Below are 25,575 nucleotides of genomic sequence, written 5' to 3'. Positions count from 1 at the left end.
GCCGCTCGTCGTGCGGGCCGGGCTGATTGCCGCGCAAGGCGGGCTGGATGCGCCCCAAGGCGGGCTGATTGCCCCCGAGGCGGGTCGTTTGCACCCCCTGGTGGGTTGATGCCTCCCAGGCGGGTCGCTTGCGCCCCCAGGCAGGCTGCTTGCCACCGCGACCGGGCCGCTTGTCATGACAGCCGGGCGGAGGCCGCGAGCCGTTCGGCGAAGGCTCCGACGAGACCGCGGAGTTCGTCCGGCCGCTCGATGACGAACGGCCGGTCCAGCGAGGCGAGTACGGCGGGGAGCCAGTCGAGCCGTTCCACCCGCAGTTCGGCACGGCACCAGGGCCCGTCCCCCGGAGGCGCGGCTTCCGGGGGCGCGGCTTCCGAGGGCGGGAGTTCCATCACAGCCTCGGCCTCCGAGGGCGGCAACTCCTCCACGATCGCCACGCTCGCGGGCAGCCGGGCGTGGATCTGCTCGGCCGTCCCCTGGATGCGCAAGGTCACCTCATGCCGGTACGGAGCCGTGGCGAGGCTCGTCAGGAGGCGCTGCGCCGGATCGGCGTCGGCGGGCGGTTCGAACGAGCCGGGCAGGACGCGCACATCGGTGATGCGGTCCAGCCGGAAGGTCCGGTCCTCGTCGGTCGAGCGATCCGCGGCCGTCACGTACCACTTGCCCGAGTGGGCGACGACCCCGTACGGACGCAGGGTGCGCTCGCTGCGCCGGCCGTCGCCCGCGGTGTACCGGATGGAGACCGGCCGGTGGTGGTGGACCGCGTCGGCGATCGGGAGGAGGACCGCGGGCTCCGGGGCGACCGCCCCGCCGGGCGGTTCCGTGAAGGCGAGGGAGCCGAGCACGGCGTCGAGCCTGCGGCTCAGCCGCGCGGGCAGCACACGCCGGATCTTGGCCGTCGCCGTCTCGCTCGCCGTGGCCGCGGCCGCTGTGAGCCCCGACCGCCGGCCCGCGACCAGACCCAGCAGTACGGCGAGCGCCTCGTCGTCGGTCAGCATGAGCGGCGGGAGGCGGTAGCCGGGGGCGAGCCGGTAGCCGCCGTAGCGGCCGCGCACCGACTCGACGGGCACGTCGAGGTCGATGAGGTGCTCGGCGTAGCGCCGTACGGTGCGCTCGTCGACGCTCAGCCGGTCGGCGAGTTCGGACACGGTCCGGACGCCGCCCGACTGCAGAAGCTCCAGCAGGGTGAGGACGCGGGCGATGGGTCGGGGCATGCCGGAAAGTCTTCCGCATATACCGGGCGGGTTCTGCCCGGTATCAGTCGTAGCGTGCGGTTGTACCCACCGAACGACAGCACTGCACGGCACAGGAGAAAACCATGGACTTCGTCTCCGTCCGCATCATCACGGGCGACGTCGCCCGCCTCGTCGACTTCTACGAGCGCGCCACCAAGGCCTCCGCCACCTGGGGCAACGAGGACTTCGCCGAGATCAGGACGGGCTCGGGCACCCTCGCGATCGGCAGCACCCGCACGGTCCCGCTGTTCGCGCCCGGCTCCGCCGAACCCGCCGCCAACCGCAGCGCCATCCTCGAATTCCTCGTCGACGACGTGGACGGCGTGTACGAGAACCTGAAGGAGTTCGTGGCGGACTTCGTGAACGAGCCCACCACCATGCCGTGGGGGAACCGCGCGCTCCTGTTCCACGACCCCGACGGCAACCTCGTCAACTTCTTCACCCCGGTCACGCCGGCCGCCATCGAGAAGTTCGGGCGCTGAGGACCGGGTTCCCCGAGGGCGGGCGCGTACGACCACGGGCCGCACCCCACAGGGGATGCGGCCCGCAGTCGGCTACGGAGAGTGACCGTGGTCATTCACCACGCCGTCTTGCGGTGCTCGTCCTCGGAGGGCAGCAGGACCCAGAGCGCGAGGTAGAGCAGGAACTGCGGGCCGGGCAGCAGACACGAGAGCAGGAAGATCACCCGCATCGTCGTGGGCGTGGTGCCGAAGCGCCGGGCCAGGCCCGCGCAGACGCCGGCGATGACCTTGTTGTTGCGGGGACGGACCAGCGGAGCGGACATGATGGCGACTCCTTGTCGTCAGTGGGGCGGCGCCCCTCGTGCGGGGCCGCCGGCCGCGGAAGCGTTTTCCCGTGTCTCCACGGTATGGCCGTGACCTGCGCGGAGCCGTCCCTCTATGGGGCCGTCTTGACCCTGGGGATCGTGGGGGCAGCGCTCTGGTGCCCCTCCTCCCGGCGGAGGGGGCGCGGCCGGGGGCCGTCATACCGGCGGCGGAGCCGGGCTCGTACCACGGGCACCACGGCCAGATGGGCGACGGCCACGCCCGCCGAGTTCAGCAGCAGCTCGTCCACGTGCAGGACCTGGCCCGCGACGCCGCTCTGCACCAGTTGCAGCGTCAACGAGATCATCACCCCGGCGAACACCGTCCGGGACAGCGACATCAGCGGGGCCACCGCCAGCCGCCCGCCGGCCAGCGGCAGCAGCACGCCCAGCGGTGCGAGCAGCAGCATCGATCCGCCGATCGCGCACGTCGCCTCCCACGCGCCGAGCGCCAGGTCGGCCCGGATGGTGGCCAGCGGCTCAGGGCTCGTGGCGGCCACCCATGGCGCGGTCAGCGGGCGCAGGGTCAGCCAGCCGACGACGAGGAGATGGGCGGCCACGAGGACGAACCCCACGGCGCGGTAGCGGTATCGGAGGGCGGCTGAACCGCCGTAACCATGACCCTGCACGCCTCACATGACGCGTGGTGCGGTGGCCGCGGTTCCGTCCACGGCAACAGAGAGTCAGGACGTGACCGGCGAACCCGTCGGCGCGGACTGCGGACGGGCGCGCATCTCCTCGGTGCACTCGTAGCGCCGCGGCCGGCCGTCGTCCGGCCCGCCCAGCACCACGCCGCGCCCGCCGTCGGCCGCCGCGGTCCCCGCGAAGGTGCACACGAGCTGCGCCAGGGCGGACGGCGGCAGCTCGTCCGGCGCCCGGCTCAGCCGCAGCGCCGCCGACGGGTCGTGCCCGCGCGGTCCCGAGACCGACAGCCCGGCGGGCACGTCCGTGGAGAACCCCGCCTCCTCCTCCGCCGCCAGCGCCGGCTGCCGCAACTGCTCCAGCAGCACACCGGCCACCCGCACCGGGTCCTCGGCGGCGTCGCCCTCAGGAAGCCGCACCGTGCGGGTCACCGGCAGCAGCTGCGAGGCGCACACCAGATAGACCGAGACCGCCTCGCCGTCGGCCGGCGCGCTCTCGCCGCCGCCCGGCCCGACGACGCACGTCGCCCGCGACGGGGCGCTCCCCGCGTCCACGGGCACCGACGTGCCGCGGATGCCGCATCCGGCGAGCAGCAGGGCGGCCACGGCGACGGCCGGGCCTTTCGCCCAGCGGGGGCCCGTAGCGTACGTACGAGCACTAGACGCGCTACGAGCCGTGCTCAGCCTCATCGGCCGCCGCCCTTCCCCGAGCCCTCGCCCGGCCCCTCGTCGTCCTTGCCACTGCCTCCGCTGCCGGCGGCCGGGTCCGGAGCCGCCGCGCCGCCCCCGTCATCGGCGGCGCTCTCCTCGTCATCGTCCGGCGAGAGCCGCGAAGCGTCACGCGGCAGCGTCAGGGTGAAGACCGCGCCGCCCAGCGGCGAATTGGCGGCGGAGATCTCGCCGCCGTGGATATGGGCGTTCTCCAGCGCGATCGACAGGCCCAGGCCGCTGCCCTCGGACCGCGGCCGGGACGCGCTCGCCTTGTAGAAGCGGTCGAAGACGTGCGGCAGCACCTCTTCGGGGATGCCCGGCCCGTGGTCGCGCACCTCGATGACCAGGTCGTCGCCGACCGTCCGTACGGCGACCCGCACCGGGGAGCCGCCGTGCTTGAGGGCGTTGCCGATCAGGTTGGCGAGGATCACGTCCAGGCGGCGCGGGTCGAGCCGCACGATGTTGCCGCGCTCCGCGTCCAGCTCCACCGCGTCCAGCCAGGCCCGCGCGTCCACGCAGGCCGTGACCTGGTCCGCGACGTCGACGGAGTCCAGGACCAGGCGGGCGGTGCCCGCGTCGAAGCGGGTGACCTCCATCAGGTTCTCCACCAGATCCCCGAGCCGCCGGGTCTCGCTCACCACCAGCTGTACGGCGGGCCGGATCATCGGGTCGAGGGAGTCCGCCTCCTCCTCCAGCACCTCGGTCACGGCGGTGATCGCGGTCAGCGGGGTCCGCAGCTCGTGCGACATGTCCGCGACGAACCGCCGGCTGGACGCCTCCCGGGCGCTCAGCTCCTCGACCCGGTTCTCCAGCGACTCCGCGGTCTTGTTGAAGGTCCGCGACAGGTCGGCCAGTTCATCGGTGCCCGACACCCGCAGCCGGGTGTCGAGCTTCCCCTCGCCGAGCCGCCGCGCCGCGTCGCCGAGCCGCTGTACGGGCCGCAGCACCGTGGAGGCGGCGGCCTGCGCGAGCAGCGCGGAGCCGACCAGCGCCAGGCCCGTCGCGATCCCCAGCGACCAGGCCAGCGAGTTGAGGTCCTGCCGCTCGTTGTCCAGGGATTTGAGCAGATAGCCGGTCGGGCCGCCGCCGATCACCTTCGCGCCGCCCACCAGGTACGGCGTGCCGTCGAGCGTGATCCGCTGCCAGTACAGGTGGTACGGGTACCGGTTGGACTCGTCCACCGGCCGCTCCCGTACGACCGCCGCGCGCAGCGACTTCGGCACCACCTTCAGCGTGAACAGGTCGCGGTTCGAGGGCGCGGCGCAGTCTTTGCCGCCCCGCGCGGAGCCGATCAGCAGCACCTCGTACTTCTGGGTGGTGTCCGCCATCCGGTCCGCGGCCTGCTGGAGCTCCGCGCAGGTCGGCGTCGGCGGCAGGGCGGCCGTGTTGTCCTGGAGGGACTTGCGGAAGTCGTCGAGCGCGGCGTCCTGGGTACGGGTGAGGACCGCGTCGCGGTTGAGCCAGTACGCGATGCCGGACGCGGAGACCGCGGCGGCCAGCGCGACGAGCGCGAAGACCAGCATCAGCCGCAGCCGCAGGCTGAGCCGGCGCATGGCGCGCCGCACGAATCTACGGGCGGCGGCCCCTCGGCCCTCTGTCCGGCCGGGCTCCTCCGCCGCTGTGCTCAACTGTCCGCCCCGCCGTGACACCGGCGGCCGGCGCCGTCGGCCGCGGGCGCCGTACGCCTCACGAACCTCACGAAGGTGTGTCCAACCGGTAACCGACCCCCCGGACCGTACGGATCAGCGTCGGCGACGACGGCACGTCCTCGACCTTGGCGCGCAGCCGCTGCACACAGGCGTCGACGAGCCGCGAGTCGCCCAGGTAGTCGTGCTCCCACACCAGCCGCAGCAGCTGCTGGCGGGAGAGCGCCTGGCCCGGCCGGCGGCTCAGCTCCAGCAGCAGCCGCAGCTCGGTCGGGGTGAGCTGGAGATCCTCGCCGTTCTTGGTGACGGTCATGGCGGACCGGTCGATGACCAGCGTGCCGAACGACGCGGAGTCGCTCGACTCCCGCTCCCCGCGGCGCAGCACCGCGCGGATACGGGCGTCGAGCACCCGACCCTGCACCGGCTTCACCACATAGTCGTCCGCGCCCGACTCCAGGCCCACCACGACGTCGATGTCGTCGTTGCGCGCGGTGAGCAGGATGATCGGCAGCTGATCGGTGCGCCGGATGCGGCGGCACACCTCAAAGCCGTCGATGCCGGGCAGCATCACATCCAGCACGATCAGGTCCGGGCGCTGCTCGCGCAGCAGTTTCAGACCGTCCTCGCCCGTCGCCGCGGTCACCACACGGTGACCCTGGCGTGACAGGGAGAGTTCGAGGGCCGTGCGGATGGCGTCGTCGTCCTCGATCAGCAGCAGGTAGGGCACGTTGGTCATTCTGGCCTAAGAGTGGCCGGTAGTTCGACCGTAGAAGCGCTCCCACACAGCACCTCCCCTTGTGGTGCGCGGGTGACGGACGGCGGACGGTCCGGTTCCGTGCGCCCCCGCGGCGGGTGAATTCCCGGTGCCGCGGCCCCCGTGTGCCACTACCGGGCGGCCTTGTGACGCGCCTGTGACAGACGCCGGACAGCGCGATGAAACTGGCCCGGCATTGTTTTGGCCATCGGACAGAACGACAGTCCGAAACACCGACTGACCGAGCTGGCTCCAACGACGGGGGGCGCGACATGAACACACTGCACAGCACCACGACCAGCGCAGTCATTCGCACGCGCCTTCACGACGCCGTACGGAGCCCGGAGAAGTCCGGTGCCGTGAGCGGACGGGGGTGCGCTCGCGGCACCGGACGCGGACGGCCGCCGTACATGGTGGCCATCGACGCGACCGTGTACGGGGAGGCCGCGGGGGAACCGCGGAACACCGAGGACCGGCAGGCGGAGACCTCGGACGCCGAAGCGGCGTTCACCGCCTACGTCCAGGAGCGCCGAGCCTCCCTGTACGCGACCGCCTACCACCTGACCGGCGACCGCTTCGAGGCGGAGGACCTGCTCCAGAGCGCGCTGTTCTCCACGTACCGTGCCTGGGACCGGATCACCGACAAGGCCGCGGTCGGCGGCTACCTGCGCCGCACGATGACCAATCTGCACATCAGCGCCTGGCGGCGGCGCAAGCTCAACGAGTACCCGACCGAGGAACTGCCGGAGACGCCGGGCGACCACGACGCGATGCGCGGCACCGAGCTGCGCGCCGTGCTGTGGCAGGCACTGGCCCGGCTGCCCGAACTCCAGCGCACGATGCTCGTGCTCCGCTACTACGAGGGCCGTACGGACCCGGAGATCGCGGAGATACTCGGCATCAGCGTCGGCACGGTCAAGAGCAGCATCTGGCGCTCGCTGCGCCGGATGCGCGACGACGAGGCGCTGAGCCTCGGCCGTGACGAGGAAGAAGCCTTCGGCGAGCTGGTGGCCTGAGGAGAGAAAAGCGGGGACCGGAGGGGGGACGGGGGCTCCGGGACACGCGGTTACGGGGGGTCTGCTCATCGGGGGAGAGCAGGCGGGCGGTACGGGTGTCGGGGGACGCCCGTAAAGCCGCCCTGACCGACGGGGGAAGTCGGGGACGCCTGTGAAGCGGGACCGACGCAGGACCGACGGGGGAAGCGGGAGCGGGGCCGGACAGCCGGGGGGTCTGTCCGGCCCCGCTCTCTTCGTGTCTTCGCTCTTTTCGTGTCTTCCTCGTCCGGCGCGCTTCAAGCCGCTGCGGCCCGGCCGATGTCCGGGAGGGGGCGATTTCGCGCCGGGGCTTGCGCGGGCCGGGGCGGGCTAGCGCCGCCACAGGCCGTCAGGCCACCCCTCCACGCTCAGCCCTCAGATTTCAGCCCTCAGACCTCAGGCCGTTTCCTTCATGCACGCCTTCTCGCGCCGGCCGGCCGCGGCGGAGGCGATGCGGCCCATGGCGGTGTCCTTCCCGCAGGCGTACGCGCCGAGCGCCGTGTGCCGGGCGACGATCGACCGCTCGGCGCGCAGCAGCCGCAGGCCGCGCCGGATCAGATAGGGGACGGGCTTGCGGCCCTCGCGCAGATCGCGCAGCAGCCGCCGCCGGAACGTGATCGAGGGGCGGCCGCGCAGACAGATGGCATCGGCGAGCAGGCCCAGTTCGCGGCAGGCTTCGATGATGTCGGCGGCGAAGATGCCCTCGGCTATGAACAGCGGGGTACGGCCTATGTCGAGCTGCTCCGCGCCGTACCGCGAGCTGGTGGCGATGTCGTACAGCGGTACGGACGTACGGGAGGTGCCGCACAGCTCGGCGATGGCCGCGACGGCCGCGGCGGAGTCCCACGACAGCGGAGAGTCCCAGTCCGCCCCGGCGCCGCCCGCCAGTTGGGGCAGCGTGGGGTCGCCGGCCTCCTTGTAGAAGTCGTCGAGGTTGAGCACCGGCAGCCCGGTCCGGGCGGCGAGGGACGACTTGCCGGAGCCCGAGGGGCCGGTCAGCAGGATGACGCGGGTGCGCGGCAGGTGGGGGGTCACGGGTCACCAGTGTGCGCCATTGGGCCGGTCGGGGGACCCCGAGGGGCGGGTAAGTGCGTGCGTCGGCGTGCCTCAACTACGTTGGGTGCGCGATTGATTACAAGCTCCTACTTTTCGGCAGGTACTCATGGCCTCGTACGCACGCCACCGCGCCCGTCCCGCACCTTCCTCGCCATCCCGACTGCCACGTGTGCTGCTGCGTGCGGGGCTGAGCCTGACGGCGGGCGCGGCGTGCGTCGCGGGCGGCGCGACAGCCGCGAGCGCCGCCGCCCCGGCCGCCCCGCCCGAGCTGCGGGGCGCGCCCGCCGGGGAGGCGAGTTCGGCGCTGGCGGCGGCAGTACCGACCGGGCCGGTCGCCCAGGCGCTGGGCAGCTCGCTGGACGGCGGCATCGGCCCCGTGAAGAACCTGCGCCTGGACCCGTTGGCGCGTACCGGATCGGACCCGCTCGACAACGGCGTCGGCACCCAGATCGCCGACTTCAAGCCGGTCGGCACGGACCTCGTGACCGGCCCGGTCACGGACGGCGGCGGCCTGAAGGACCTGCCGGTGGCGGGGCCGGTGGTGGACTTGCTGCCGGGCTGAGCACTGAACGGACCGGCGGCTACAGGCTCCAGCGCTGGATGTGGCCGGCCGGGGCGGTGTAACTGATGAGCTGCTCGCTCGCGGTGACCTCGATGGTGAACCACTCGCGCCGGGGCCGGTTGAGCTCCTGCCACAGCCGGTGGGCGCTCTCGATCGGCTCCCAAAGGTCGCGCGGCCCACTGGCGATGACCGTCGACACCCCCTGGGGTGTGTCGGCGACGCGGGCTGTCGAGTCGTCGGCGGGGTCGTAGAGGGTGGTGACGTGGAGGCCGTCGCCGTTCTTCCCGTACGTGCGAACGACGCCGGGCCCCATGTGGAGCTGGGCGAAGAACGAGAACGTCCAGTCGTCGAGAACGCGGGCCGAGAGGCCGGTGTCCCGGCGGGGGCCGTGCGGGTCGGTCGGCATTTGCGCGGGTGGGCCCGCGTCGCTCCGGAGCGGCATGAACGCGGCGGGCGTGTGCAGGATGTGCCCGACGGCGGCGCCGTCGGCGAGTTTCGTGAGGCGAGCGACCATGCCGCCTGCCAGCGCGCCTTTCATAGGGACGACCATGACGCCGCCGGGGCGCAGCCGCGCCGTCCACGTGGGCGGGACGCGCCGTACGGACGCCGTGGCGATGATCCGGTCGTACGAGGCGTCGGCGGGGAAGTCCCGCGTGCCGTCGCCGTGGAGGACGAGCGGATCGAAGCCGACGGAGTTGAGGCGGGGGCGCGCCTTGTCCGTGAGCGATTCGGTGCGGTCGACGCTGGTGATGTGCTGGTCCCCGGTGAGGAAGCACAGCAGGCCGGCGTTGTAACCGGTGCCGGTCCCGGCTTCGTAGACCTCGTGTCCCTCGTCCACGTCGAGGGCGTCGAGCATGTCCGCCATCAGGCTCGGCGCCGTGGAGGAGGAGGTGGGGGCCCCTGCTCCCGGCGGCCCGTCGGGGCCCGCGTCCTCGGCGTGGATGCCGTCCACTTCGGTGATCAGGGAGTCGTCCGCGTAGACCGCGTCCAGCCACGCGTCCGCGTCGGCGTCCGTGGCGCGCCACGGGGTGAACCGCTCGCCGTCGCGGCGGTAGAAGGCGGGCACGAAGGGATGGCGGGGGACATTGAGGAACGCCCCCGCCAGGCGCGAGGACAGCACCACGCTTCCACGGTCGATCTGCCGCGTCAGAGCGACGCGGGCGGCGAGGGCGCGCCGTTCGTCGTCGAGGATGTGCGTCACTGGCCGGTTCCTTCCAGGTAGTCACAGATCGCGGCCGTGATCGGCAGCCCGGTCGCCTGCTGGACGAACCCGTACTGGCCGCTCGGATTCACTTCCAGGAATCGCCATTCCCCTTCCGGGGTTACGACGAAGTCGAAGGCGCCGTAGGGCAGTCCGAGGCTGTCGAGTATCCGCAGGGCCCCGGCCTCCACGTCCGGCGGAGGCTCACAGATCCTGTACGTGTGGCTGTCGTAGTCGCTGCGCCAGTCGATGCGGCCGGCGTCCGAATCCGTATGGATCTCGGCCGCGAAGATCCTGCGGCCTACGACCGTCAGCCGCACCTCGTGCGCTTTGGGCACCCACTCCTGGAAGAGGTGGGCGGTGGTCGCGATGTCCGGGTGCGGCAGGTCGTCGGGTTCGACGACGTTCGCGTACACCGCGACGGCCTGACCGCCCACTGTGCCGCGCACGTGAAAGAACGGCTTGTACACGAGGGGGCCGCCGATCAGGTCGGCGAATTCGCGTGCCGCTTCAGGGTCGTTCGTGATCAGTGTTCGGGGAACGCTCAGTCCAGCCTCGGCCGCGACGCGGAGTTGCAGCGGCTTGTACTCGGCATCGGCCGCTTTTCCCGGCGGGGGAAGCCAGCGGCACGGAAGGGCGGACAGCAGCCCGCCGAAGCCCCAGCGGGCTTCGGTCTCGGCGGTCTTGCACGCCTCGGGGGACATGCCCTCGGGAAATTTCGGTCGGGTGGGGCGGCGGTAGTAGACGGAGCGGACCGACGCGAGGTCGAGTGTGCGGCGGCCGTTGGCCAGCGTGCCGTTCCAGCGGCCTTTGCTGAGGCTCGCGGCGAGCGTGAGCCTCAGCGGGAACTCGGCCAGATCCGCCCGGAAGACGGGCACGGCACGCCGGTTCAGCTCCTCGACCACCAGGTCACAGGTCGGGTCGAAGCGGCCTGCGAGGACGAGGACATGTCCGGCGTCTGTCATCAGTCGTCGCTCGGTCCGGGGTCGTCCGGGGCGTCCATCTCGCCCGAAGGCTGCGTGGGACCGTAGGTCTTCGGCGGATTCTTGGTCATGTAGACGCCAGGCGGCAGACCTTCGTACGTGCCCGTCTGCGTTTCCTCGTCGTACGCGACATCGGCGGGCAGGATGCCGCCCGTAGCCGGGGTCGGCACGAGGAAACGGAACGCGAACGGCGCCGCTCCGCCGCTCCCGTCCCCCGATAGTTCTGGCAACACCGCGGCACCGCCGGTGCTCAGCGGAAACCGCAGCTCAGGAACGTCGAGCGCCATGCCCGTGGGACGGCGCTCTTCCAGTTGCGTGATGGGCATTGCTTCCTCTTTTCTCGTCTTCTCGACGGGTGGGAAATGGGCAGAGCTCGTGCTTCCCCGCCCGCGCGGAGCGGGGAATCCGCGGGGTTCGGTCGCCATTCGCGGTGGTGTGGGTTCACCGGGGATTTCCGGAGCTCCGCGATTCCCTACACGTATCGGTTGATGGCGGCCGGTTGGGAGAGATGCGCTCGTTCTCAGGGGCGCATCGGTTGTCCGCATGGACGGGGCAACGACAGTGCGGGAAGCGGTTCGGCAATGGAGGAACCGGCTGTGTCAACGACGCTACGGAGACGGGAAGTCGCCGGTCCACGAAGTTGCATGCGGTTGCACGGATTCACCCGAGCGAGTCGATAGCCCTCGTGATGCGGGCACGCGCTTCCGGGCCCCGTACAGCGATCTTCGACAGCTCGCCGAAGGCTTTGAGGTACGTCCGGATCTCGCCGGGGGCTCTCACGTTGATCTCTGCCGTCAGCGTCTCCACCGCGACTTGGGCGTCATCGAAGGCGTAGAACGCTTCCAGCGGCCAGACTGTGCGGCGGGCGCCGAACGGGATCACTCCGAGTGACACGTTCGGCTGTGCCATCACCGACAGCAGATAGCCGAGCTGGCCCGCCATCGCCGCGTCATCACTGACGCGGTAGTAGAGAACCGCCTCTTCGAGCAGCAAAGCGAAGCGGTGGTCGCCCTCCCGCACGACGCGAGAACGATCCAACCGGGCCTGTACGGCCTCCGACACGTCATCTGGCGTGCCCTGGAAGTCGGTGATGGAGCGCAGGAGGCCCGTCGCGTATTCGGCCGTCTGGAGCATGCCAGGAACGAGGTTCGAGGCGTAGACGCGGAAGTGCCGGGTCCGTTGGTAGAGGGGCACCGTCTGCTCGTGGACACGGCGTATCCCGTCGCGATGGATCTGCCGCCACTCCACGTACATGGACTCAGCGTTGCGCGAGGCCGCGATCAGGTCGGCGATCTGATCCTCAGCGCCACAGGCCGTGCACCACGCCCGGATATCGGAGTCAGAGGGGGGCGTCTTCCCACGGGCGAGCCGAGAGGACTTGGACTTGTGCCAGCCGCACCGGGCGGCCAGTTCATGCCCCGTAAGCCCGGCGTCCTTCATGATGCCTTGCAACCGTGTCGCTACCCTGTCGCGCGCCGCCTGGGCACTGGAGAGCGGGGACGAGGACATGAACAGGCCGGCCTCGCGTCAGACGCTGTACTTCTCGTGCGGGACAGCGCGCTCCCACACCGCCTCGAATGCCGAGGCACAGAGCTGGGCAACGGCACGTTCTTCGATCTGGTCGGTGTGGACCCACCGCCCGGCCCCGTCGAAGATATTGAACTGGACCAACCGGCCGTCGAACAGCCAGAAGTCATTACCGGGCAGGGCCAGGTCCGACGCGTGACGCCGAGGAAGCCAACGGATCTGCTCACCCGCGGCAACGTTCGTGAACGTTCCCGAGTGCTCGAAGCGGATGTAGTCGCTCACCGGCTCCGAGACGATCCGGGCGCGGCGCATCACCACGCCCTTGCTCGTGACCTCCTGTACGAGGTCGAGCCACGGCCGCCACCACGACGCGCGGTCGTCGGGGCTGAGGCGGTGCCCCTCCCGCCACGCAGCGAACCCCTCGATCTCGCTCTCCACGCCGTAGGCGTCCCGCATCTCCAGATGCACGGCCGACCTCTCAGCCGCCCGGAGCAGGTCAGCGAAGCTGGTCAAGCTCTGCGACATCAAGTGCCTCCCTGAGAAGCGGGATCATTCGCTTCGGTACCCGGATCACTGCTTCGTGGTCGGGGATCGGAACATCCATCGAGCTTTCGCTCGTGGTCTGCCCGTCCGCCCGCCACCCCTGGAAGACGAGATCCCTCGTGTTCTCATCGACCCACACGGCCGGTGATCCGTGATCCCCGGACTCTGGATCTTTACCGACGAACCGTAGTGCCATGACAACCTCCGCTGTCGGGCGCGTTACGCCTGGTTGCACGAATCTCACTCTCCGGAGCAGCCGGGGTCAAGCCGCTGCGCCAGTCGATGCGGCCGCCGTCCGAAGCGGCACGGAACGCGAACGGCGGCGTTCTTCCCTCTGTCTGGTGGGCATTGCTTCCCTTTACGCGTATCGGTCGATGGCGGTCGGAGACGCGGACAAGGTGAAGCGGAGCTGGCCGGTGCAGATCACGAACGCGTAGGGCTCCCGTCGCCCGAGTCGGGCCACGGCGTGGGCGTGCTCGCGGCCGTCCTCCAGCCACGCCCGCACCGGGCGAGCCGACGGGTGGTCGAGCTGGTCGGCGATGTGGCCGGCGCGCTGCGCCAGCCACATGACGGCTGTCCAGGGGGACGGGGTCGCGTGGCCGCCGAGATGGGCGACGTAGGGATTGCCCGCTTCGAGGAAGTAGGCGACGCATTCGCACCAATACCCTTGCCGGGTGGGCACTTTGGGGTCGGCGTGCACGTCTGGCGTGGCGGTCACTCGTGGTGGAGGGGCAGTTGAGCCCAGACCGTCTTGCCGGTCTGGCGTGGGCGTACGCCCCACTTCTCCGACAAGGCGTCCACGATCAACAACCCACGCCCGTCGGTGTCTTCCTCGCAGGGCTCCTTGAGCTCCGGCATTCGCCATTGGAACGAGTCGGACACTTCGAGGATCAGTACGCCGCTTCGGCGTCTCAGCTCCACTTCGAAAAAATCGCCGATTCCCCTGGCGTGCTTGATGACGTTGGACGTCAACTCGCTGACGATGAGCGACGCGTCGTCGATGAGGCCGCCGAGTTTCCACTCGGTCAAGAGGGCTTCGACGTGGTGGCGGGCATCGGGTACCGAGTCCATGCGGACTCGGAATCTCTTCACGTTCGTGCGCCCGGACATGGGTCCCCCAAGGTGGATGGGCAGGCGGAACAGCGATCACCTACCGTCGATCAAAGGCGACGGTGTGTGACCACCCTCACGCTAGAGCGCAACTATCGTGGTGCGCAACTGGATCGAGCGCGCGAAGTTGCGAATAGCTGTGTGTGGCTGAGTCGTAGCGTGTAGCGTCCGGTCACGTGCAGACTTGGTGACACGCAGTGGAGGAGGGGGCCATGCCCGCAGGTGGACGTCCTACCGTGCGTAGTAGGCGACTTGGTACGGCGCTGAGGCGATACCGCGAGGCCGCGAAGCTCGACCAACAGCATGCCGCTGAGCATATTGTCGGGTCGAAGACCAAGATCAGCAGAATCGAAGCCGGACAGGTCTCTGCCCGCCCTGGCGATGTTCGGCTGCTGCTGGAGTTGTACGGGGTCGAAGACCGTAACGTCTGCCGCAGGCTTGAGCAGCTCGCGCGGGATTCCAACAAGCGCGGCTGGTGGCTCAACTATCCGTGGGCCACAAAGGAAGAGGGATACGCCGACTTCATCACTCTGGAGGCGGACGCAACCTACATTCGCACGTGGCAACCGCTGTTCATTCCTGGTTTGCTCCAGACCGACGGCTACGTGAAGGCTCTGATGGACCTGAGCTTGATGAGGCACAGCCCCGAAGACGTTGACGAAATGGTGGCGATTCGGCAGGCGCGTCGGCAGACGATCGAAGAGGGCGGGGCGCAGTACGCGGCGGTCATTTGGGAGCCTGCGCTCACAGCACCCATGCCATCGCGCAAGGTTCACCTTGAACAGTTGCTCCACATCGACAACGTGGCGCAGCGGCAGAATGTGAGCGTTCAGGTGTTGCCGTTCTCTGAGTGGCAAGCAGCCCACCTGACATCGCATTTCGTGATGTTCAGCCTCGGGCCGGAGCCCGCGCCCGAGGCTGTTGCGTATGACACCACCACGAGCACGGTCATCCTCGAAGACCTTGAGGACATGGCGAAGCACGCGCGGATCTTTGAGGCGCTGAGATCCGCCGCGCTGACCCCGGAGCAGAGCCTGGTCTTTATCCGGAAGGCAATACAGGGCATCTCGGAGAGCGAGAAGGGACCGGAATGAAGAACCAGGAAATAGTGACCGCGTTCAAGAAGGCAAGCGCCTCCCAGAGCGGAACGCAGGACTGCGTTGAGGTGGCCCGTACTGCCGACGGTGGTCGTGCGGTCCGGGACAGCAAGGACCCTGACGGCGGTACCCAGTTCTATACGCCCACCGAATGGGCCGCCTTCCTGGACGGCGTAAAAGCTGGGGAGTTCGACGACTGACTTGGACGCGCGTACAGCACTGTGCCCCGCTCACGGCGACGAGCCGTGAGCGGGGCACAGGTGTTTCGACCGAGAAGGATCAGGCGCCCATCGGGTGCCAGACCGTCTTCGTTTCCAGGAAAGCCAGCAGGCGCTCCGTGCCAGGGTCCGCCGACCAGTCGGCCGGGCGCGGGCGCAGGACGCGCTTGAGGTTGTCCGCGGCGGACACTTCCAGTTCCTTCGCCAGATCCGCACCGGCCCCTGCCAAATCGATGGCGTTGACGTCCTGGTGGGCGGCCAGTGAGGGGGCGATTTCGCTCGTACGGCCCGAGAGGACGTTCACGACGCCGCCCGGTACGTCGGACGTGGCCAGGGCCTCGGCCAGCGACAGTGCGGGAAGCGGGGACTTCTCGCTCGCCACCACGATCGCCGTGTTGCCGGTGACGATCGCCGGGGCGAGGACGGAGACCAGGCCGAGGAAGGAGGAGTCCTGGGGGGCCAGGACGGCGACGACGCCTGTCGGCTCGGGGGTGGAGAGGTTGAAGAAGGGGCCCGCGACAGGGTTGGCGGAGCCGGCGATCTGGGCGACCTTGTCGGACCAGCCCGCGTACCAGACCCAGCGGTCGACGGCCGCGTCCACCTGGGCGGCGGCCTTGGCCTTGGACATGCCCTCGGCCTCGGCGACCTCGGAGGCGAACTGTTCGCGGCGGCCTTCCAGCATTTCGGCGACGCGGTAGAGGACCTGGCCGCGGTTGTAGGCCGTGGCGCCCGACCAGCCGCCGAACGCCTTGCGGGCCGCGACGACGGCGTCCCGCGCGTCCTTGCGGGAGGAGAGGGGGGCGTTGGCGAGCCAGTTGCCCTTGGAGTCGGTCACCTCGTACACCCGTCCGCTCTCGGACCGGGGGAACTTGCCCCCCACGTACAGCTTGTAGGTCTTGAGCACACTCAAGCGATCAGCCGACATTGAGGTACGCCTCCAGACCGTGACGGCCGCCCTCGCGGCCGAAGCCCGACTCCTTGTAGCCGCCGAAGGGCGAGGCAGGGTCGAACTTGTTGAACGTATTGGCCCACACGATGCCCGCCCGCAGCCGGTCGGCCATCCACAGGATTCGGCTGCCCTTTTCCGTCCAGACGCCGGCCGAGAGCCCGTACGGCGTGTTGTTGGCCTTCTCCACGGCCTCGGCGGGCGTGCGGAAGGTCAGGACGGACAGCACCGGGCCGAAGATCTCCTCGCGCGCGATGCGGTGGGCCTGCGTCACGTTGGTGAAGAGCGTCGGGGCGAACCAGTAGCCGGTGGAGGGCAGTTCGCAGGCCGGGGCCCAGCGCTCGGCGCCCTCCGCCTCGCCCGCGTCGGCGAGGCTGCGGATACGGGCCAGCTGCTCGGGGGAGTTGATGGCGCCGATGTCGGTGTTCTTGTCGAGCGGGTCGCCGACGCGCAGGGTGCTCATCCGGCGCTTGAGGGCGTCCAGGATCTCGTCGGCGACGGACTCCTGGACGAGCAGGCGGGAGCCCGCGCAGCACACGTGGCCCTGGTTGAAGAAGATCCCGTTGACGATGCCCTCGACGGCCTGGTCGATGGGTGCGTCGTCGAAGACGATGTTGGCGGCCTTGCCGCCGAGTTCGAGGGTGAGCTTCTTGTCGGTGCCCGCGACCGTACGGGCGATGGCCTTGCCGACCTCGGTGGAGCCGGTGAAGGCGACCTTGTCGATGCCGGGGTGCGCGACGAGCTCGGCGCCGGTGGAGCCGTCGCCCGTGATGATGTTGACGACGCCCTTGGGGAGCCCGGCCTGGCGGCAGATGTCCGCGAAGAAGAGCGCGGAGAGCGGGGTGGTCTCGGCGGGCTTGAGGACCACCGTATTGCCCGCGGCGAGCGCCGGGGCGATCTTCCACGCGAGCATGAGCAGCGGGAAGTTCCAGGGGATGACCTGGCCGGCGACGCCCAGCGGGCGGGGGTCCGCGCCGAAGCCCGCGTAGGGGAGCTTGTCGGCCCAGCCCGCGTAGTAGAAGAAGTGCGCGGCGACCAGCGGCAGGTCGGAGTCGCGGGACTCGCGGATCGGCTTGCCGTTGTCGAGCGTTTCGAGGACGGCCAGTTCGCGCGAGCGCTCCTGGATGATGCGCGCGATGCGGAAGAGGTACTTGGCGCGCTCGGCGCCCGGCAGCGCCGACCACTTCTCGAACGCCTTGCGGGCGGCCCGTACGGCCCGGTCCACGTCCTCGGCGGCGGCCTGCGCGACCTCGGAGAGGACCTCTTCGGAGGCGGGGGAGACGGTCTTGAAGACCTTGCCCCCGGCGGCCTCGGTGAACTCGCCGTCGATGAACAGCCCGTAGGAGGGCGCGATGTCGACGACGGCGCGGGACTCGGGGGCGGGTGCGTATGCGAAGGTCATGGGTGCCTCAGTCCACCGTCACGTAATCGGGGCCGGAGTAGCGGCCGGTGCTGAGCTTCTGACGCTGCATCAGCAGATCGTTGAGCAGGCTGGACGCGCCGAAGCGGAACCACTCGCCGGTCAGCCACTCCTCGCCCAGGGTCTCGTTCACCATCACCAGGTACTTGATCGCGTCCTTGGTGGTGCGGATGCCGCCGGCGGGCTTCACGCCGACCTGCACGCCGACCGCGTCGCGGAAGTCGCGGACGGCCTCCAGCATCAGCAGGGTGACGGGCGGGGTGGCGTTGACGGCCACCTTGCCGGTGGAGGTCTTGATGAAGTCGGCGCCCGCGAGCATCGCGAGCCACGAGGCGCGGCGCACATTGTCGTACGTCGACAGCTCGCCCGTCTCGAAGATCACCTTGAGGTGCGCGGCGGTGCCGTCCGCGCGCCGGCAGGCGGCCTTGACCTGCTGGATCTCCTCGAAGACCGACAGATAGCGGCCGCTGAGGAAGGCTCCCCGGTCGATCACCATGTCGATCTCGTCGGCCCCGGCGGCCACCGCCTCGGCGGTGTCGGCGAGCTTCACCGGCATCCCGGCGCGCCCGGAGGGGAACGCCGTCGCCACCGAGGCGACGTGGATGCCCGAATCGCCGAGCGCGGCCTTGGCCGTGCCGACCATGTCGGGATAGACGCAGATCGCGGCGACCTTGGGGGTGCCGCGGTCGGTGGGATCGGGGTTGACGCCCTTGGCGCACAGCGCCCGGACCTTGCCGGGAGTGTCCGCGCCCTCCAGGGTGGTCAGGTCGATCATCGAGATCGCCAGGTCGATGGCGTACGCCTTCGCCGTGGTCTTGATCGAGCGGGTGCCGAGGGCGGCGGCGCGGGCCTCCAGCCCGACCGCATCAACGCCCGGCAGTCCGTGCAGGAAGCGGCGCAGCGCGCCGTCGCTGGCGGTCACATCCGCCATCGAGGCGAGTCGCTCCGCGGCGTCGTTGCCGTGTGCGGGTACTACCGCAGGGGGTGCCATGGTCACCAGCTGAGCATATCTACGCGCGTAGCGACCTGTCACCCCCTGCGGCGCCCGCAGTGGCCGTACCCCTGCCGCGAGCGGCCCCGGGCAGTTCACCAGGTCGTGTTCAGGTCGGTTCCTTCGGGAGCGCGGAAGCACGCGGAGACCACGCTGATATGAATCATCGGCTTCTCGGTGGTGGTCTGCCTGTTCCATGTGATGTGCGCGGCGTGCTGCAGTTTCTTGTTCTCGGCGAGGATCTCCGGATCCTGGTCCTTGCTGTTGGCCTTGCCGTCCTTGAGGATCTTCCAGCCGTGCTCGGGAAGCTGCTTCCGCAGATTCGCCATCCCCTTCTCCAGGGTCTCGTCCGGGACCTCATATAGCGACCACGGATGGCGCAGGAGATACAGGTCCTGCGCATCGTCGTCCTCGCAACTGGAGACTCCGGGGCCGCCCTGGGTGACCTTCCCCTTGATGCCCATCATGTCCAGCAGTTGGCTCGACACCGCCTTCGTCTCCTTCTTGGCGGTGTCGACGTCCCGCTCGACTGGCTTGTAGTTGAGCTTTTCTTCCTGCACTTGAGAACACCCCGTTGAAATCGACCCGAAGGCGGTGACGAAGGCCAGCGTGGCGAGCCAGCGCCGGCCGCTGAAACCACGGTTTCCATTAGCCATGCGTGACCTTCCCGTAGCGGCCGGTTACGACATTCGCCTGGTTTTCCAGACTGACGGAGCCATTTCGCCAGTAATCCCCATGTTTCTCGGCATCGGTTTCCATGATATGAGCTCCGAAATCCTCGTCGGATGGGACGTTCTGGTTGGCGACCGAGCCGAACGGGAGGAGATCGTAGAGCCACTCGGGGCCGTTCGCGGGACCGCCCAGCCCCGCGAGTTTCCCTCCGGCGGGCACCTGGTCCTTGGTCAGCGAGGCGGCCTCCGACCACACGTGGTCCTTGCCCACGTCGAGGTCCTCGGCGTGCCCGACCAGCATGCCGGGGCTGCCGGCGACGACGATGTCATCAGCGGGCAGCCGCCCCTGGATGGAAGACGCGCCGACGAGCGTGGACCCGTAGCTATGGCCGATGACCGTCGTGTGGCTCTTGTCCGCGCCGCCCTGCGCGGTCTCCACGCCTTCGAGGAACTTGTTCAGCGTCGGGGCGGCCTTCTCGGCGTAGGAGCGCGACATGGCCTCGGGGACGATGCTCTGCGGTGCGTCGTAACCAATCCAGGAAATCGTCGACACCTGCTGCCCCTGGGCCACGGAGTTGCTTGCCTGCCACAGATCCGTCATGTGCTGGATATAACTCTTGGATTTCCCGAGATTGGACGTTGTGCCGGGCACGAAGACCGCGGTGTGATCGGCCGTGTCTGGATTTCCGTTGGCCACGATGGACCGGCCCAGGCCCTTGTCCTCGAAGCCCAGCAGATAGGCTCTGGGCAGCTTGTCCTCGCCGGTGGCTTCGAGGCGCGACTGGATCGCGTCCATGCTGCCCAGCAGGCCGTTCGCCTTGTCCCGTTCTTCCTTCCACTTCTTCCAGGCGAAGGTCTCCACCTGAGAACCCTGGATAGGCAGCCCGGTGATGTTGTTGATCCGCTGCTCGTATTTCTTCGGCTCGCGCGCGTCGATGTCGTGCAGCTTTTTCGCCGCGTCGGCGTGGGCCTCGGCCAGTACGGTCCGGTTCGCCTCGTCGCGGGCGGTGGAGGGAATGCCGTCCAGCGCGCCCACGGCTTTGGGGTACACGGCGAGGTAGTCGTCCCGCTCCTGCTGGGACAGGCCGTTCCACCAGGAGGCGTTGTCCTTCGGGGATCCGTTCTTCGGCGGACTCTTGATATGGCTCAGATAGTCTTTCGCGCCCTCGCGGACGCTGCGAGTGTCCTGAAGGACATCGGCCCAGTCCTTATCGGTCACAGCCAGGTCGTCGTCGGCCTGTAGTTTGCGCAGGGCCGGCGCCCACTTGTCGTCGGCCTCCGTGGCCTCCTTGAGCGCCTCGGCTATACGGTCGGCGCACTGCTGGGCGTGGGCGAAGTTCGGGTTCGGGGCGAAGTTGGCAGCCTGCCGGCTGACGGCGCGGGCGGTTTCGTCGATGAGGCCGTGCGCCGAACCGCCCTTGGGCGTCTCGCCGTCCACTTTGTCGCCCGCAGCCGGATAGCTGACCGAGCCGTCCGCGCCGATCGAGAAGTTCTTTGCCTCCGCGTCCGCGACGGCCGCGTCCAGCTTTTTCTTCGCCGGCCGCACGTCCGCCGCGAAGGCGTTAAGGGCCGTGCTGACCAGCCCGCACTCCACCTGCATGTAGTGGAAATCCTCGGCCAGCTCGTGCAACTGGCCGTGGGCCGCGTCCGCGGCCTCCCCGCTGAGGGATTCGCGCATCTTGGCCCGGATACGGTCCTGAATGCCATCCTTGGCGTGGCCGGCCATATCACTGGCCGCGCGGTATCCGCGCGCCGCGTCCTCGAAGTCCTCCGGCTTGAGCGCCTTGAGCGCCGCGTAATCCATGGCCCGAAGTCACCGGCCCTTCTTAGCGCCGCCGACTGCAGGCGTCTCTTTGTACTTCTCGCCTACGGCTGTGAACGCGCTCTTCGTGTCCTCGTCGTTCTTGAAATGCGCGTCGCCCGCCTTCCGCAGCGGTTCCTCAAGCGCGTCGCACCGGCCGAATACATCCTCCAGGTAGCGCTTCCAGGACGCGTACAGATCCCGCTGCGCCACCGTGCTGAGCACTCCGGCTCCGGTACCCGCGCCCAGGCCCTTCTGCCCCTTCTCCAGTTCCCCCAGTGCCTTGCTGACTTTCCTGGCGATGTCGCCGACGCCTTGCGCCGCCGCGCTCCAAGCGGCCCGGTCGGACTTCAGCCCGTCCGCGCCGCCCCCGTCTCCGGCGCTCGCGAGCGTCATTCCGGCGGCTTTCGACGACTCCTGCTTGAGCTGCGCCCATTCCTCCGTGAAGGCGGCCATGCGCTCGTACCCCCGATTTCTCTTGCATCTTTCATGCCTCTTACCCGCCAGAGGCGATAAGGGCGATTGCGCATCCTACGTGCCGAGGCCGCCCCTGACATGGGCGGTCCTGCTCAAGCGGAACCCGCTCCGCGGCGTGTGAGGATCTTGGACGCGGGAGAGCGGACGCACATCGGAACGCCGTATCGCGCCACCCGATCGATGCCGTACCGCAACGTCCGGTTTCCGGACCGTCAGGCAGAATCGGGCCCATGACGAGCCCGGACGACGCCCCCAAATCCTCGGACGACCAGCGGGAACCCGCGTACGCCGAGCGCTGCTACCGCTCACCGGCCGCGATCGGCGCCGGGGTGCTGCTGCTCGCGCTCGGGGCGTGGCTGGGGATCGACGCGGCGGTGCGGGGTTCGGGGCGCACCCCCTGGATGGCCGTCGCCGGGCTGGTGTTCCTGGTGCCGCTGGTCGTCGCCTTCACGGTGCGGCCCGCGGTGTGGGCCGGCGCCGACCGCATCCGGGTGCGGAACCCCTTCCGTACGATCACGCTGCCGTGGGCCTCCGTCGAGGGCGTCCGCGCCGGGTACTCCAGCGAGATCTTCGCGGGCGGCACGAAGTACCAGATGTGGTCCATCCCCGTGTCCCTGCGCGCGCGCAAGCAGGCGTCCAGGCGGCAAGTACGGGCCTCCCTCGCCGACTCCTCGCAGCAGACCTCCCCGCACGCCCCGATCGGCGGCAAGCCGCTACGGGCCGTCGCCGATCAGGCCATCGACGAGATCCGCGACCTCTCCGAGCGCAACGCCTCGCGCGAGGGCGCGCAGGGCGCGCCGCAGGTGACCTGGGCGTACGAGATCATCGCCCCGGCCGCCGTCGGGTTCGTAGCCCTGGTGATCGTCTACCTGGTCGGCTGAGACCGGCCCTCACGGCGCGCTCGGCCAGACCAGGGCCATGTACGCCCCGAAGTACGCCGAGAACAGCGCCGCCCCGCCCAGCACCAGCAGCGCCGTCCGGCGTCTCGCGCGCGCGATGGCCAAGGCGAACGGCAGCAGCAGCGGGAAGCCCGGCAGCAGGAACCGGGCGCGCGGGAAGTACACGCCGCCGCTGCACAACACGATCACCAGCAGCGCACCCGTGAAGATCAGCAACGGCGGCGGCTGGCGCTGCGCCACGCACACCGCGTACAGCGCCGCCGACAGCATGATGACGATCGAGACGACGACCAGGAACAGTTCCGGGCGGGCCTGGTAGGTGAGTGTCTCGCGCAGCGAGCGCAGCGTCTCCACGCCGCCGTCGAGCTGGTTCGTCCACGTCCGCTGGACCGCGAAGTAGCCGTCCCAGCGGCCGAGCCGCACCGCGACCCAGACGAGATAGCCGAGCCAGCCGAGCGGGGCCAGCACGCAGCCCGTGACCATACGGGCCACCGGGGGGCTCCCGGTTACCCCGGCGCCCTCGCGGCGTGCTCCGCGCAGCGCCATCAGGGCGCTCACGGACACCGCCGCCGCCAGCGCCACGCCCGTGGGGCGGGTGAGCCCCGCGAAGGCCGACAGGGTCCCGGCCCACACCCAGCGGCCGGTCAGCACCGCGTACAGCGACCACGCGGCCAGTGCCGTGAACAGCGACTCCGTGTAGCCCATCCACTGGACCAGCGCGACCGGCGTCACGCCCCACAGCACCGCCAGGACCGCCCCCACCCGGTGCCCGTACAGCCGGTCGCCGACCGCGAACACGCCCCAGGCCGCCAGCAGCGAGGCCGTCACCGACAGCACCAGGCCGGTGCTCGCCCGGTGCCCCGGCGGCAAGGGATGCGAGAACGCCTTGACCAGGAACGGATACAGCGGGAAGAACGCCAGGTTGCAGGTGTTGCGGACGCCGGTCAGGACATCGTCGTAGCCCCGGTTGGCGATCCCCAGATACCAGCGCGAGTCCCACTGGTTGGCCAGCTGCGGCCAGAACCCGTGCCCCTTGAGATGCGCCCATTTGGCGAGCACGACCACGCCGAGGAGCCGTACGGCCACATAGCCGAGCAGCGCAGGGGCCGCCCTCCGCAGCGCCCGGCGCAGCCGGTGCCCCGTGCCGTCCCGTACGGGCCGCAGCGCGACGGCGTCGAGCGCCGGCGTCGCCGATGCCGCGGGCGGCGCGCAGGCCGGCGGAGGCACTTCGGCGGCGCCTGGCGGTGGGCTGGGGGACACCAGTCCAGACTTTCGCCCGCCCCTCGTGCCACGCCGCGCCGGGTGCGACAGGTGCAGTACGGATGTCACCCGTACGGGCGGAAGGCCCCTGGTTTGAGAACCAGGGGTCTCCTAATAGCCGACGTAACGGAATCTCAGATACCGGCCGCCCCGGAGAGGTCCGCCTTGATGGCCGCGAGCGTCGTCTCGGCCGTCGTACGCGCCTGGTTCAGCGCCGCCGCGGAGTCCACCGGCACGACGACCTCCAGATAGCACTTCAGCTTGGGCTCCGTACCGCTCGGCCGGACGACCACGCGCGCCGCCTCCACCCCCGCGTCACCGGCCAGGTGGTAACGCAACCCGTCGGTCGGCGGCAGCAACGCCGTGCCCTCGGCCAGGTCCTCCGCCGACGCCACCGGCAGCCCCGCCAGAGCGGCCGGCGGCTGCTCCCGCAGCCGCCGCATCGCCGCCGAGATCACCGACAGGTCCTCCACCCGCACGGAGAGCTGGTCCGTGGCGTGCAGGCCGTACCGTACGGCGATCTCGTCGAGCAGATCCGTGAGCGTACGGCCGCTCTCCTTCAGCTCCGACGCCAGCTCGGCGATCAGCAGGGCGGCCGTGATGCCGTCCTTGTCGCGCACGCCCTCCGGGTCCACGCAGTAGCCCAGCGCCTCCTCGTAGGCGTAGCGCAGCCCCGGGGTGCGGGCCAGCCACTTGAAGCCCGTGAGCGTCTCCTCGTACGGGGCGTCCGCGGCGGCGGCGATCCGCGACAGCAGAGAGGACGAGACGATCGTCGTCGCGAACGTGCCGCGGGCCCCCTTGCGCACCAGGTGCTCCGCCAGCAGCGCGCCGACCTCGTCGCCGCGCAGCATGCGCCAGCCCGCCTCCGCGGAGGGCGCCGGCACGGCCACGGCGCAGCGGTCCGCGTCCGGGTCATTGGCGATGACCAGGTCCGGGCCGGCGCGGCGGGCCGTCGCGAACGCCAGGTCCATGGCGCCGGGCTCCTCCGGATTGGGGAACGCCACGGTCGGGAAGTCCGGGTCCGGGTCCGCCTGCTCGGGCACGACCGTGGGGGCCGGGAACCCGGCGCGGGCGAAGGCCGCCGTCAGCGTGGTGCGTCCGACGCCGTGCATGGGCGTGTAGACGACGTTCGCGCCCCTGGGGGAGTCCGGGGTCAGGACCGCGTCCGTACGCCGCAGATAGGCGTCCACGACATCGTCGCCGAGCACCTCCCAGCCGGACTCCGGGCGGGCCACCCCGGACAGGCCGCCGACGGCCGCGATCCGCTCCGCGATCTCCGCGTCGGCGGGCGGCACGATCTGCGAACCGTCGCCCAGGTAGACCTTGTAGCCGTTGTCGCGGGGCGGATTGTGACTCGCGGTCACCTCGACGCCCGCGACCGCCCCCAGGTGGCGTATGGCGAAGGCCAGCACCGGCGTGGGCAGCGGGTGCGGCAGCAGCGCCGCCTTGAGCCCCGCCCCGACCATCACGGCCGCCGTGTCGCGGGCGAAGTCGGCGCTCTTGTAGCGGGCGTCGTAGCCGATGACGACGGTTCCGTCGCCCTGGCCCTGGTCCTTCAGGTACGCGGCGAGCCCGGCCGCGGCGCGGATGACGACCGAGCGGTTCATGCGCATGGGGCCCGCGCCCAGCTCGCCGCGGAGACCCGCAGTGCCGAACTGGAGGGTGCCGCTGAACCGGGCGGCGAGTTCGGTGAGGTCCTCGGCCTCGACGAGCTTGGCGAGCTCGTCGCGGGTGTCACTGTCGGGATCTTCGGCGAGCCACGCCTTGGCTCGCGCGATGAGGTCTGTCTCCACGGGGCTCCTCCGGGGTTGGGGTGGATGGTGTGGTGTCGGCGTCGCTCGGTACGGAAATTGCGGTGCCGGGCGGGTGTGCGGGGTGGGTGCGGGGTGTGGGTGCTGCGCGCCGGGTGCGGTGCCGGGTCGGGTACGGGGCGGTGGGGTCCCTACGGGGCTGCATGATTTACGGGCCCGTG

Annotated in this window: 28 protein-coding genes; 6 read left to right on the top strand and 22 right to left on the bottom strand. The window is 70.1% G+C overall.

Annotated features, from left to right (window positions below; genetic code table 11):
• Nucleotides 1-173 precede the first annotated feature (173 nt).
• Entirely contained in the window at nucleotides 174-1,211 is a 1,038-nt protein-coding gene (locus tag AB0I22_RS35355) for a transcriptional regulator (RefSeq protein WP_363135105.1), read from the bottom strand.
• A gap of 104 nt (nucleotides 1,212-1,315) precedes the next feature.
• Here AB0I22_RS35355 and AB0I22_RS35350 point away from each other — a divergent pair, with 104 nt between their 5' ends.
• A complete protein-coding gene (locus AB0I22_RS35350; RefSeq protein WP_363135104.1) occupies nucleotides 1,316-1,714 on the top strand; it encodes a VOC family protein in 399 nt (132 codons plus the stop codon).
• A 95-nt stretch (nucleotides 1,715-1,809) separates the two neighbouring features.
• On the opposite strand, the gene AB0I22_RS35345 is transcribed toward AB0I22_RS35350, so the two are convergent.
• From AB0I22_RS35345 to afsQ1, 5 genes are all read right to left on the bottom strand, one after another.
• On the bottom strand, nucleotides 1,810-2,016 hold the full coding sequence (locus tag AB0I22_RS35345; RefSeq protein ID WP_363135103.1) for a PspC domain-containing protein: 207 nt from the start codon (nucleotides 2,014-2,016) through the stop codon (nucleotides 1,810-1,812).
• 113 nt (nucleotides 2,017-2,129) lie between these two features.
• A complete protein-coding gene (locus AB0I22_RS35340; protein WP_363135102.1) occupies nucleotides 2,130-2,684 on the bottom strand; it encodes a VanZ family protein in 555 nt (184 codons plus the stop codon).
• Between the two features lie 54 nt (nucleotides 2,685-2,738).
• A complete protein-coding gene (locus AB0I22_RS35335) occupies nucleotides 2,739-3,302 on the bottom strand; it encodes a hypothetical protein (protein WP_363135101.1) in 564 nt (187 codons plus the stop codon).
• A gap of 80 nt (nucleotides 3,303-3,382) precedes the next feature.
• Nucleotides 3,383-4,960, bottom strand: a complete 1,578-nt coding sequence (locus AB0I22_RS35330) for a HAMP domain-containing sensor histidine kinase (protein WP_363135100.1) — start codon at nucleotides 4,958-4,960, stop codon at nucleotides 3,383-3,385.
• A 142-nt stretch (nucleotides 4,961-5,102) separates the two neighbouring features.
• The gene (afsQ1, locus tag AB0I22_RS35325; RefSeq protein ID WP_363135135.1) at nucleotides 5,103-5,780 is read right to left on the bottom strand and encodes a two-component system response regulator AfsQ1; all 678 of its coding nucleotides are present in this window, start codon (nucleotides 5,778-5,780) and stop codon (nucleotides 5,103-5,105) included.
• 299 nt (nucleotides 5,781-6,079) lie between these two features.
• Between afsQ1 and AB0I22_RS35320 the strand changes: the two genes are divergently transcribed.
• Nucleotides 6,080-6,823 (top strand): SigE family RNA polymerase sigma factor, encoded by a 744-nt coding sequence (locus tag AB0I22_RS35320; protein ID WP_363135099.1) that lies wholly within the window; start codon nucleotides 6,080-6,082, stop codon nucleotides 6,821-6,823.
• A 414-nt stretch (nucleotides 6,824-7,237) separates the two neighbouring features.
• Here the strand turns inward: AB0I22_RS35320 and AB0I22_RS35315 are convergent, their stop codons facing one another.
• On the bottom strand, nucleotides 7,238-7,876 hold the full coding sequence (locus AB0I22_RS35315) for an ATP-binding protein (protein WP_363135098.1): 639 nt from the start codon (nucleotides 7,874-7,876) through the stop codon (nucleotides 7,238-7,240).
• A 127-nt stretch (nucleotides 7,877-8,003) separates the two neighbouring features.
• Between AB0I22_RS35315 and AB0I22_RS35310 the strand changes: the two genes are divergently transcribed.
• Nucleotides 8,004-8,459, top strand: coding sequence for a hypothetical protein (locus AB0I22_RS35310; RefSeq protein WP_363135097.1), 456 nt, complete (start codon nucleotides 8,004-8,006; stop codon nucleotides 8,457-8,459).
• A 19-nt stretch (nucleotides 8,460-8,478) separates the two neighbouring features.
• On the opposite strand, the gene AB0I22_RS35305 is transcribed toward AB0I22_RS35310, so the two are convergent.
• The 7 genes from AB0I22_RS35305 to AB0I22_RS35275 form a co-directional block, all read right to left on the bottom strand.
• A complete protein-coding gene (locus tag AB0I22_RS35305) occupies nucleotides 8,479-9,660 on the bottom strand; it encodes a protein-L-isoaspartate(D-aspartate) O-methyltransferase (protein ID WP_363135096.1) in 1,182 nt (393 codons plus the stop codon).
• Complete coding sequence (gene tgmB, locus AB0I22_RS35300; RefSeq protein ID WP_363135095.1) at nucleotides 9,657-10,625, bottom strand: ATP-grasp ribosomal peptide maturase; 969 nt, start codon at nucleotides 10,623-10,625, stop codon at nucleotides 9,657-9,659. The genes AB0I22_RS35305 and tgmB overlap by 4 nt, the downstream gene beginning before the upstream one ends.
• The gene (locus AB0I22_RS35295; protein WP_363135094.1) at nucleotides 10,625-10,969 is read right to left on the bottom strand and encodes a hypothetical protein; all 345 of its coding nucleotides are present in this window, start codon (nucleotides 10,967-10,969) and stop codon (nucleotides 10,625-10,627) included. Before AB0I22_RS35295 ends, tgmB begins: the two co-directional genes overlap by 1 nt.
• Before the next feature lie 334 nt (nucleotides 10,970-11,303).
• On the bottom strand, nucleotides 11,304-12,152 hold the full coding sequence (locus AB0I22_RS35290; protein WP_363135093.1) for a helix-turn-helix transcriptional regulator: 849 nt from the start codon (nucleotides 12,150-12,152) through the stop codon (nucleotides 11,304-11,306).
• 18 nt (nucleotides 12,153-12,170) lie between these two features.
• The gene (locus AB0I22_RS35285) at nucleotides 12,171-12,695 is read right to left on the bottom strand and encodes a DUF6879 family protein (protein ID WP_363135092.1); all 525 of its coding nucleotides are present in this window, start codon (nucleotides 12,693-12,695) and stop codon (nucleotides 12,171-12,173) included.
• A gap of 376 nt (nucleotides 12,696-13,071) precedes the next feature.
• The gene (locus AB0I22_RS35280; RefSeq protein WP_363135091.1) at nucleotides 13,072-13,431 is read right to left on the bottom strand and encodes a hypothetical protein; all 360 of its coding nucleotides are present in this window, start codon (nucleotides 13,429-13,431) and stop codon (nucleotides 13,072-13,074) included.
• Nucleotides 13,428-13,784, bottom strand: a complete 357-nt coding sequence (locus AB0I22_RS35275) for an ATP-binding protein (RefSeq protein ID WP_363135090.1) — start codon at nucleotides 13,782-13,784, stop codon at nucleotides 13,428-13,430. Before AB0I22_RS35275 ends, AB0I22_RS35280 begins: the two co-directional genes overlap by 4 nt.
• 251 nt (nucleotides 13,785-14,035) lie before the next feature.
• Here AB0I22_RS35275 and AB0I22_RS35270 point away from each other — a divergent pair, with 251 nt between their 5' ends.
• Together AB0I22_RS35270 and AB0I22_RS35265 are read left to right on the top strand one after the other, a co-directional pair.
• Entirely contained in the window at nucleotides 14,036-14,917 is an 882-nt protein-coding gene (locus AB0I22_RS35270; RefSeq protein WP_363135089.1) for a helix-turn-helix transcriptional regulator, read from the top strand.
• Nucleotides 14,914-15,120, top strand: a complete 207-nt coding sequence (locus tag AB0I22_RS35265; RefSeq protein ID WP_363135088.1) for a DUF397 domain-containing protein — start codon at nucleotides 14,914-14,916, stop codon at nucleotides 15,118-15,120. The genes AB0I22_RS35270 and AB0I22_RS35265 overlap by 4 nt, the downstream gene beginning before the upstream one ends.
• 79 nt (nucleotides 15,121-15,199) lie before the next feature.
• Here the strand turns inward: AB0I22_RS35265 and AB0I22_RS35260 are convergent, their stop codons facing one another.
• From AB0I22_RS35260 to AB0I22_RS35235, 6 genes are all read right to left on the bottom strand, one after another.
• Entirely contained in the window at nucleotides 15,200-16,063 is an 864-nt protein-coding gene (locus AB0I22_RS35260; RefSeq protein ID WP_363135087.1) for an aldehyde dehydrogenase family protein, read from the bottom strand.
• Entirely contained in the window at nucleotides 16,053-17,486 is a 1,434-nt protein-coding gene (locus tag AB0I22_RS35255; protein WP_363135086.1) for an aldehyde dehydrogenase family protein, read from the bottom strand. The genes AB0I22_RS35260 and AB0I22_RS35255 overlap by 11 nt, the downstream gene beginning before the upstream one ends.
• A gap of 7 nt (nucleotides 17,487-17,493) precedes the next feature.
• The gene (gene deoC / locus AB0I22_RS35250; protein ID WP_363135134.1) at nucleotides 17,494-18,495 is read right to left on the bottom strand and encodes a deoxyribose-phosphate aldolase; all 1,002 of its coding nucleotides are present in this window, start codon (nucleotides 18,493-18,495) and stop codon (nucleotides 17,494-17,496) included.
• Between the two features lie 95 nt (nucleotides 18,496-18,590).
• Complete coding sequence (locus AB0I22_RS35245; RefSeq protein WP_363135085.1) at nucleotides 18,591-19,151, bottom strand: hypothetical protein; 561 nt, start codon at nucleotides 19,149-19,151, stop codon at nucleotides 18,591-18,593.
• A complete protein-coding gene (locus AB0I22_RS35240) occupies nucleotides 19,144-20,970 on the bottom strand; it encodes an alpha/beta hydrolase (RefSeq protein ID WP_363135084.1) in 1,827 nt (608 codons plus the stop codon). Before AB0I22_RS35240 ends, AB0I22_RS35245 begins: the two co-directional genes overlap by 8 nt.
• Nucleotides 20,971-20,979: 9 nt before the next feature.
• Nucleotides 20,980-21,423, bottom strand: a complete 444-nt coding sequence (locus AB0I22_RS35235) for a hypothetical protein (RefSeq protein ID WP_363135083.1) — start codon at nucleotides 21,421-21,423, stop codon at nucleotides 20,980-20,982.
• 251 nt (nucleotides 21,424-21,674) lie between these two features.
• Here AB0I22_RS35235 and AB0I22_RS35230 point away from each other — a divergent pair, with 251 nt between their 5' ends.
• Entirely contained in the window at nucleotides 21,675-22,325 is a 651-nt protein-coding gene (locus AB0I22_RS35230; RefSeq protein ID WP_363135082.1) for a PH domain-containing protein, read from the top strand.
• A gap of 9 nt (nucleotides 22,326-22,334) precedes the next feature.
• Here AB0I22_RS35230 and AB0I22_RS35225 read toward each other — a convergent pair whose 3' ends face one another.
• Nucleotides 22,335-23,507: a mannosyltransferase family protein gene (locus AB0I22_RS35225; protein ID WP_363135133.1), complete on the bottom strand. Its 1,173-nt coding sequence runs from the start codon at nucleotides 23,505-23,507 to the stop codon at nucleotides 22,335-22,337.
• Nucleotides 23,508-23,737: 230 nt separating this feature from the next.
• Nucleotides 23,738-25,396, bottom strand: coding sequence for a phospho-sugar mutase (locus AB0I22_RS35220; protein WP_363135081.1), 1,659 nt, complete (start codon nucleotides 25,394-25,396; stop codon nucleotides 23,738-23,740).
• Between the last annotated feature and the right edge of the window lie 179 nt (nucleotides 25,397-25,575).

Source organism: Streptomyces sp. NPDC050610, assembly GCF_040654875.1.
Lineage (GTDB): Bacteria > Actinomycetota > Actinomycetes > Streptomycetales > Streptomycetaceae > Streptomyces.
Note: the sequence above shows the minus strand (reverse complement) of the source record. Positions and strands in the feature narration are given on the sequence as shown.

What these genes read in the sequence shown, in the direction of transcription:
- AB0I22_RS35245 (WP_363135085.1), bottom strand. Translation starts at nt 19,151, where the DNA reads ATGGCTAATGGAAACCGTGGTTTCAGCGGCCGGCGCTGGCTCGCCACG.
- AB0I22_RS35240 (WP_363135084.1), bottom strand. Translation starts at nt 20,970, where the DNA reads ATGGATTACGCGGCGCTCAAGGCGCTCAAGCCGGAGGACTTCGAGGAC.
- tgmB (WP_363135095.1), bottom strand. Translation starts at nt 10,625, where the DNA reads ATGACAGACGCCGGACATGTCCTCGTCCTCGCAGGCCGCTTCGACCCG.
- AB0I22_RS35320 (WP_363135099.1), top strand. Translation starts at nt 6,080, where the DNA reads ATGAACACACTGCACAGCACCACGACCAGCGCAGTCATTCGCACGCGC.
- AB0I22_RS35290 (WP_363135093.1), bottom strand. Translation starts at nt 12,152, where the DNA reads ATGTCCTCGTCCCCGCTCTCCAGTGCCCAGGCGGCGCGCGACAGGGTA.
- AB0I22_RS35350 (WP_363135104.1), top strand. Translation starts at nt 1,316, where the DNA reads ATGGACTTCGTCTCCGTCCGCATCATCACGGGCGACGTCGCCCGCCTC.
- AB0I22_RS35260 (WP_363135087.1), bottom strand. Translation starts at nt 16,063, where the DNA reads ATGTCGGCTGATCGCTTGAGTGTGCTCAAGACCTACAAGCTGTACGTG.
- deoC (WP_363135134.1), bottom strand. Translation starts at nt 18,495, where the DNA reads ATGGCACCCCCTGCGGTAGTACCCGCACACGGCAACGACGCCGCGGAG.
- AB0I22_RS35330 (WP_363135100.1), bottom strand. Translation starts at nt 4,960, where the DNA reads ATGCGCCGGCTCAGCCTGCGGCTGCGGCTGATGCTGGTCTTCGCGCTC.
- AB0I22_RS35255 (WP_363135086.1), bottom strand. Translation starts at nt 17,486, where the DNA reads ATGACCTTCGCATACGCACCCGCCCCCGAGTCCCGCGCCGTCGTCGAC.
- AB0I22_RS35345 (WP_363135103.1), bottom strand. Translation starts at nt 2,016, where the DNA reads ATGTCCGCTCCGCTGGTCCGTCCCCGCAACAACAAGGTCATCGCCGGC.
- AB0I22_RS35265 (WP_363135088.1), top strand. Translation starts at nt 14,914, where the DNA reads ATGAAGAACCAGGAAATAGTGACCGCGTTCAAGAAGGCAAGCGCCTCC.
- AB0I22_RS35235 (WP_363135083.1), bottom strand. Translation starts at nt 21,423, where the DNA reads ATGGCCGCCTTCACGGAGGAATGGGCGCAGCTCAAGCAGGAGTCGTCG.
- AB0I22_RS35310 (WP_363135097.1), top strand. Translation starts at nt 8,004, where the DNA reads ATGGCCTCGTACGCACGCCACCGCGCCCGTCCCGCACCTTCCTCGCCA.
- AB0I22_RS35230 (WP_363135082.1), top strand. Translation starts at nt 21,675, where the DNA reads ATGACGAGCCCGGACGACGCCCCCAAATCCTCGGACGACCAGCGGGAA.
- AB0I22_RS35355 (WP_363135105.1), bottom strand. Translation starts at nt 1,211, where the DNA reads ATGCCCCGACCCATCGCCCGCGTCCTCACCCTGCTGGAGCTTCTGCAG.
- AB0I22_RS35275 (WP_363135090.1), bottom strand. Translation starts at nt 13,784, where the DNA reads ATGGACTCGGTACCCGATGCCCGCCACCACGTCGAAGCCCTCTTGACC.
- AB0I22_RS35270 (WP_363135089.1), top strand. Translation starts at nt 14,036, where the DNA reads ATGCCCGCAGGTGGACGTCCTACCGTGCGTAGTAGGCGACTTGGTACG.
- AB0I22_RS35285 (WP_363135092.1), bottom strand. Translation starts at nt 12,695, where the DNA reads ATGTCGCAGAGCTTGACCAGCTTCGCTGACCTGCTCCGGGCGGCTGAG.
- AB0I22_RS35295 (WP_363135094.1), bottom strand. Translation starts at nt 10,969, where the DNA reads ATGCCCATCACGCAACTGGAAGAGCGCCGTCCCACGGGCATGGCGCTC.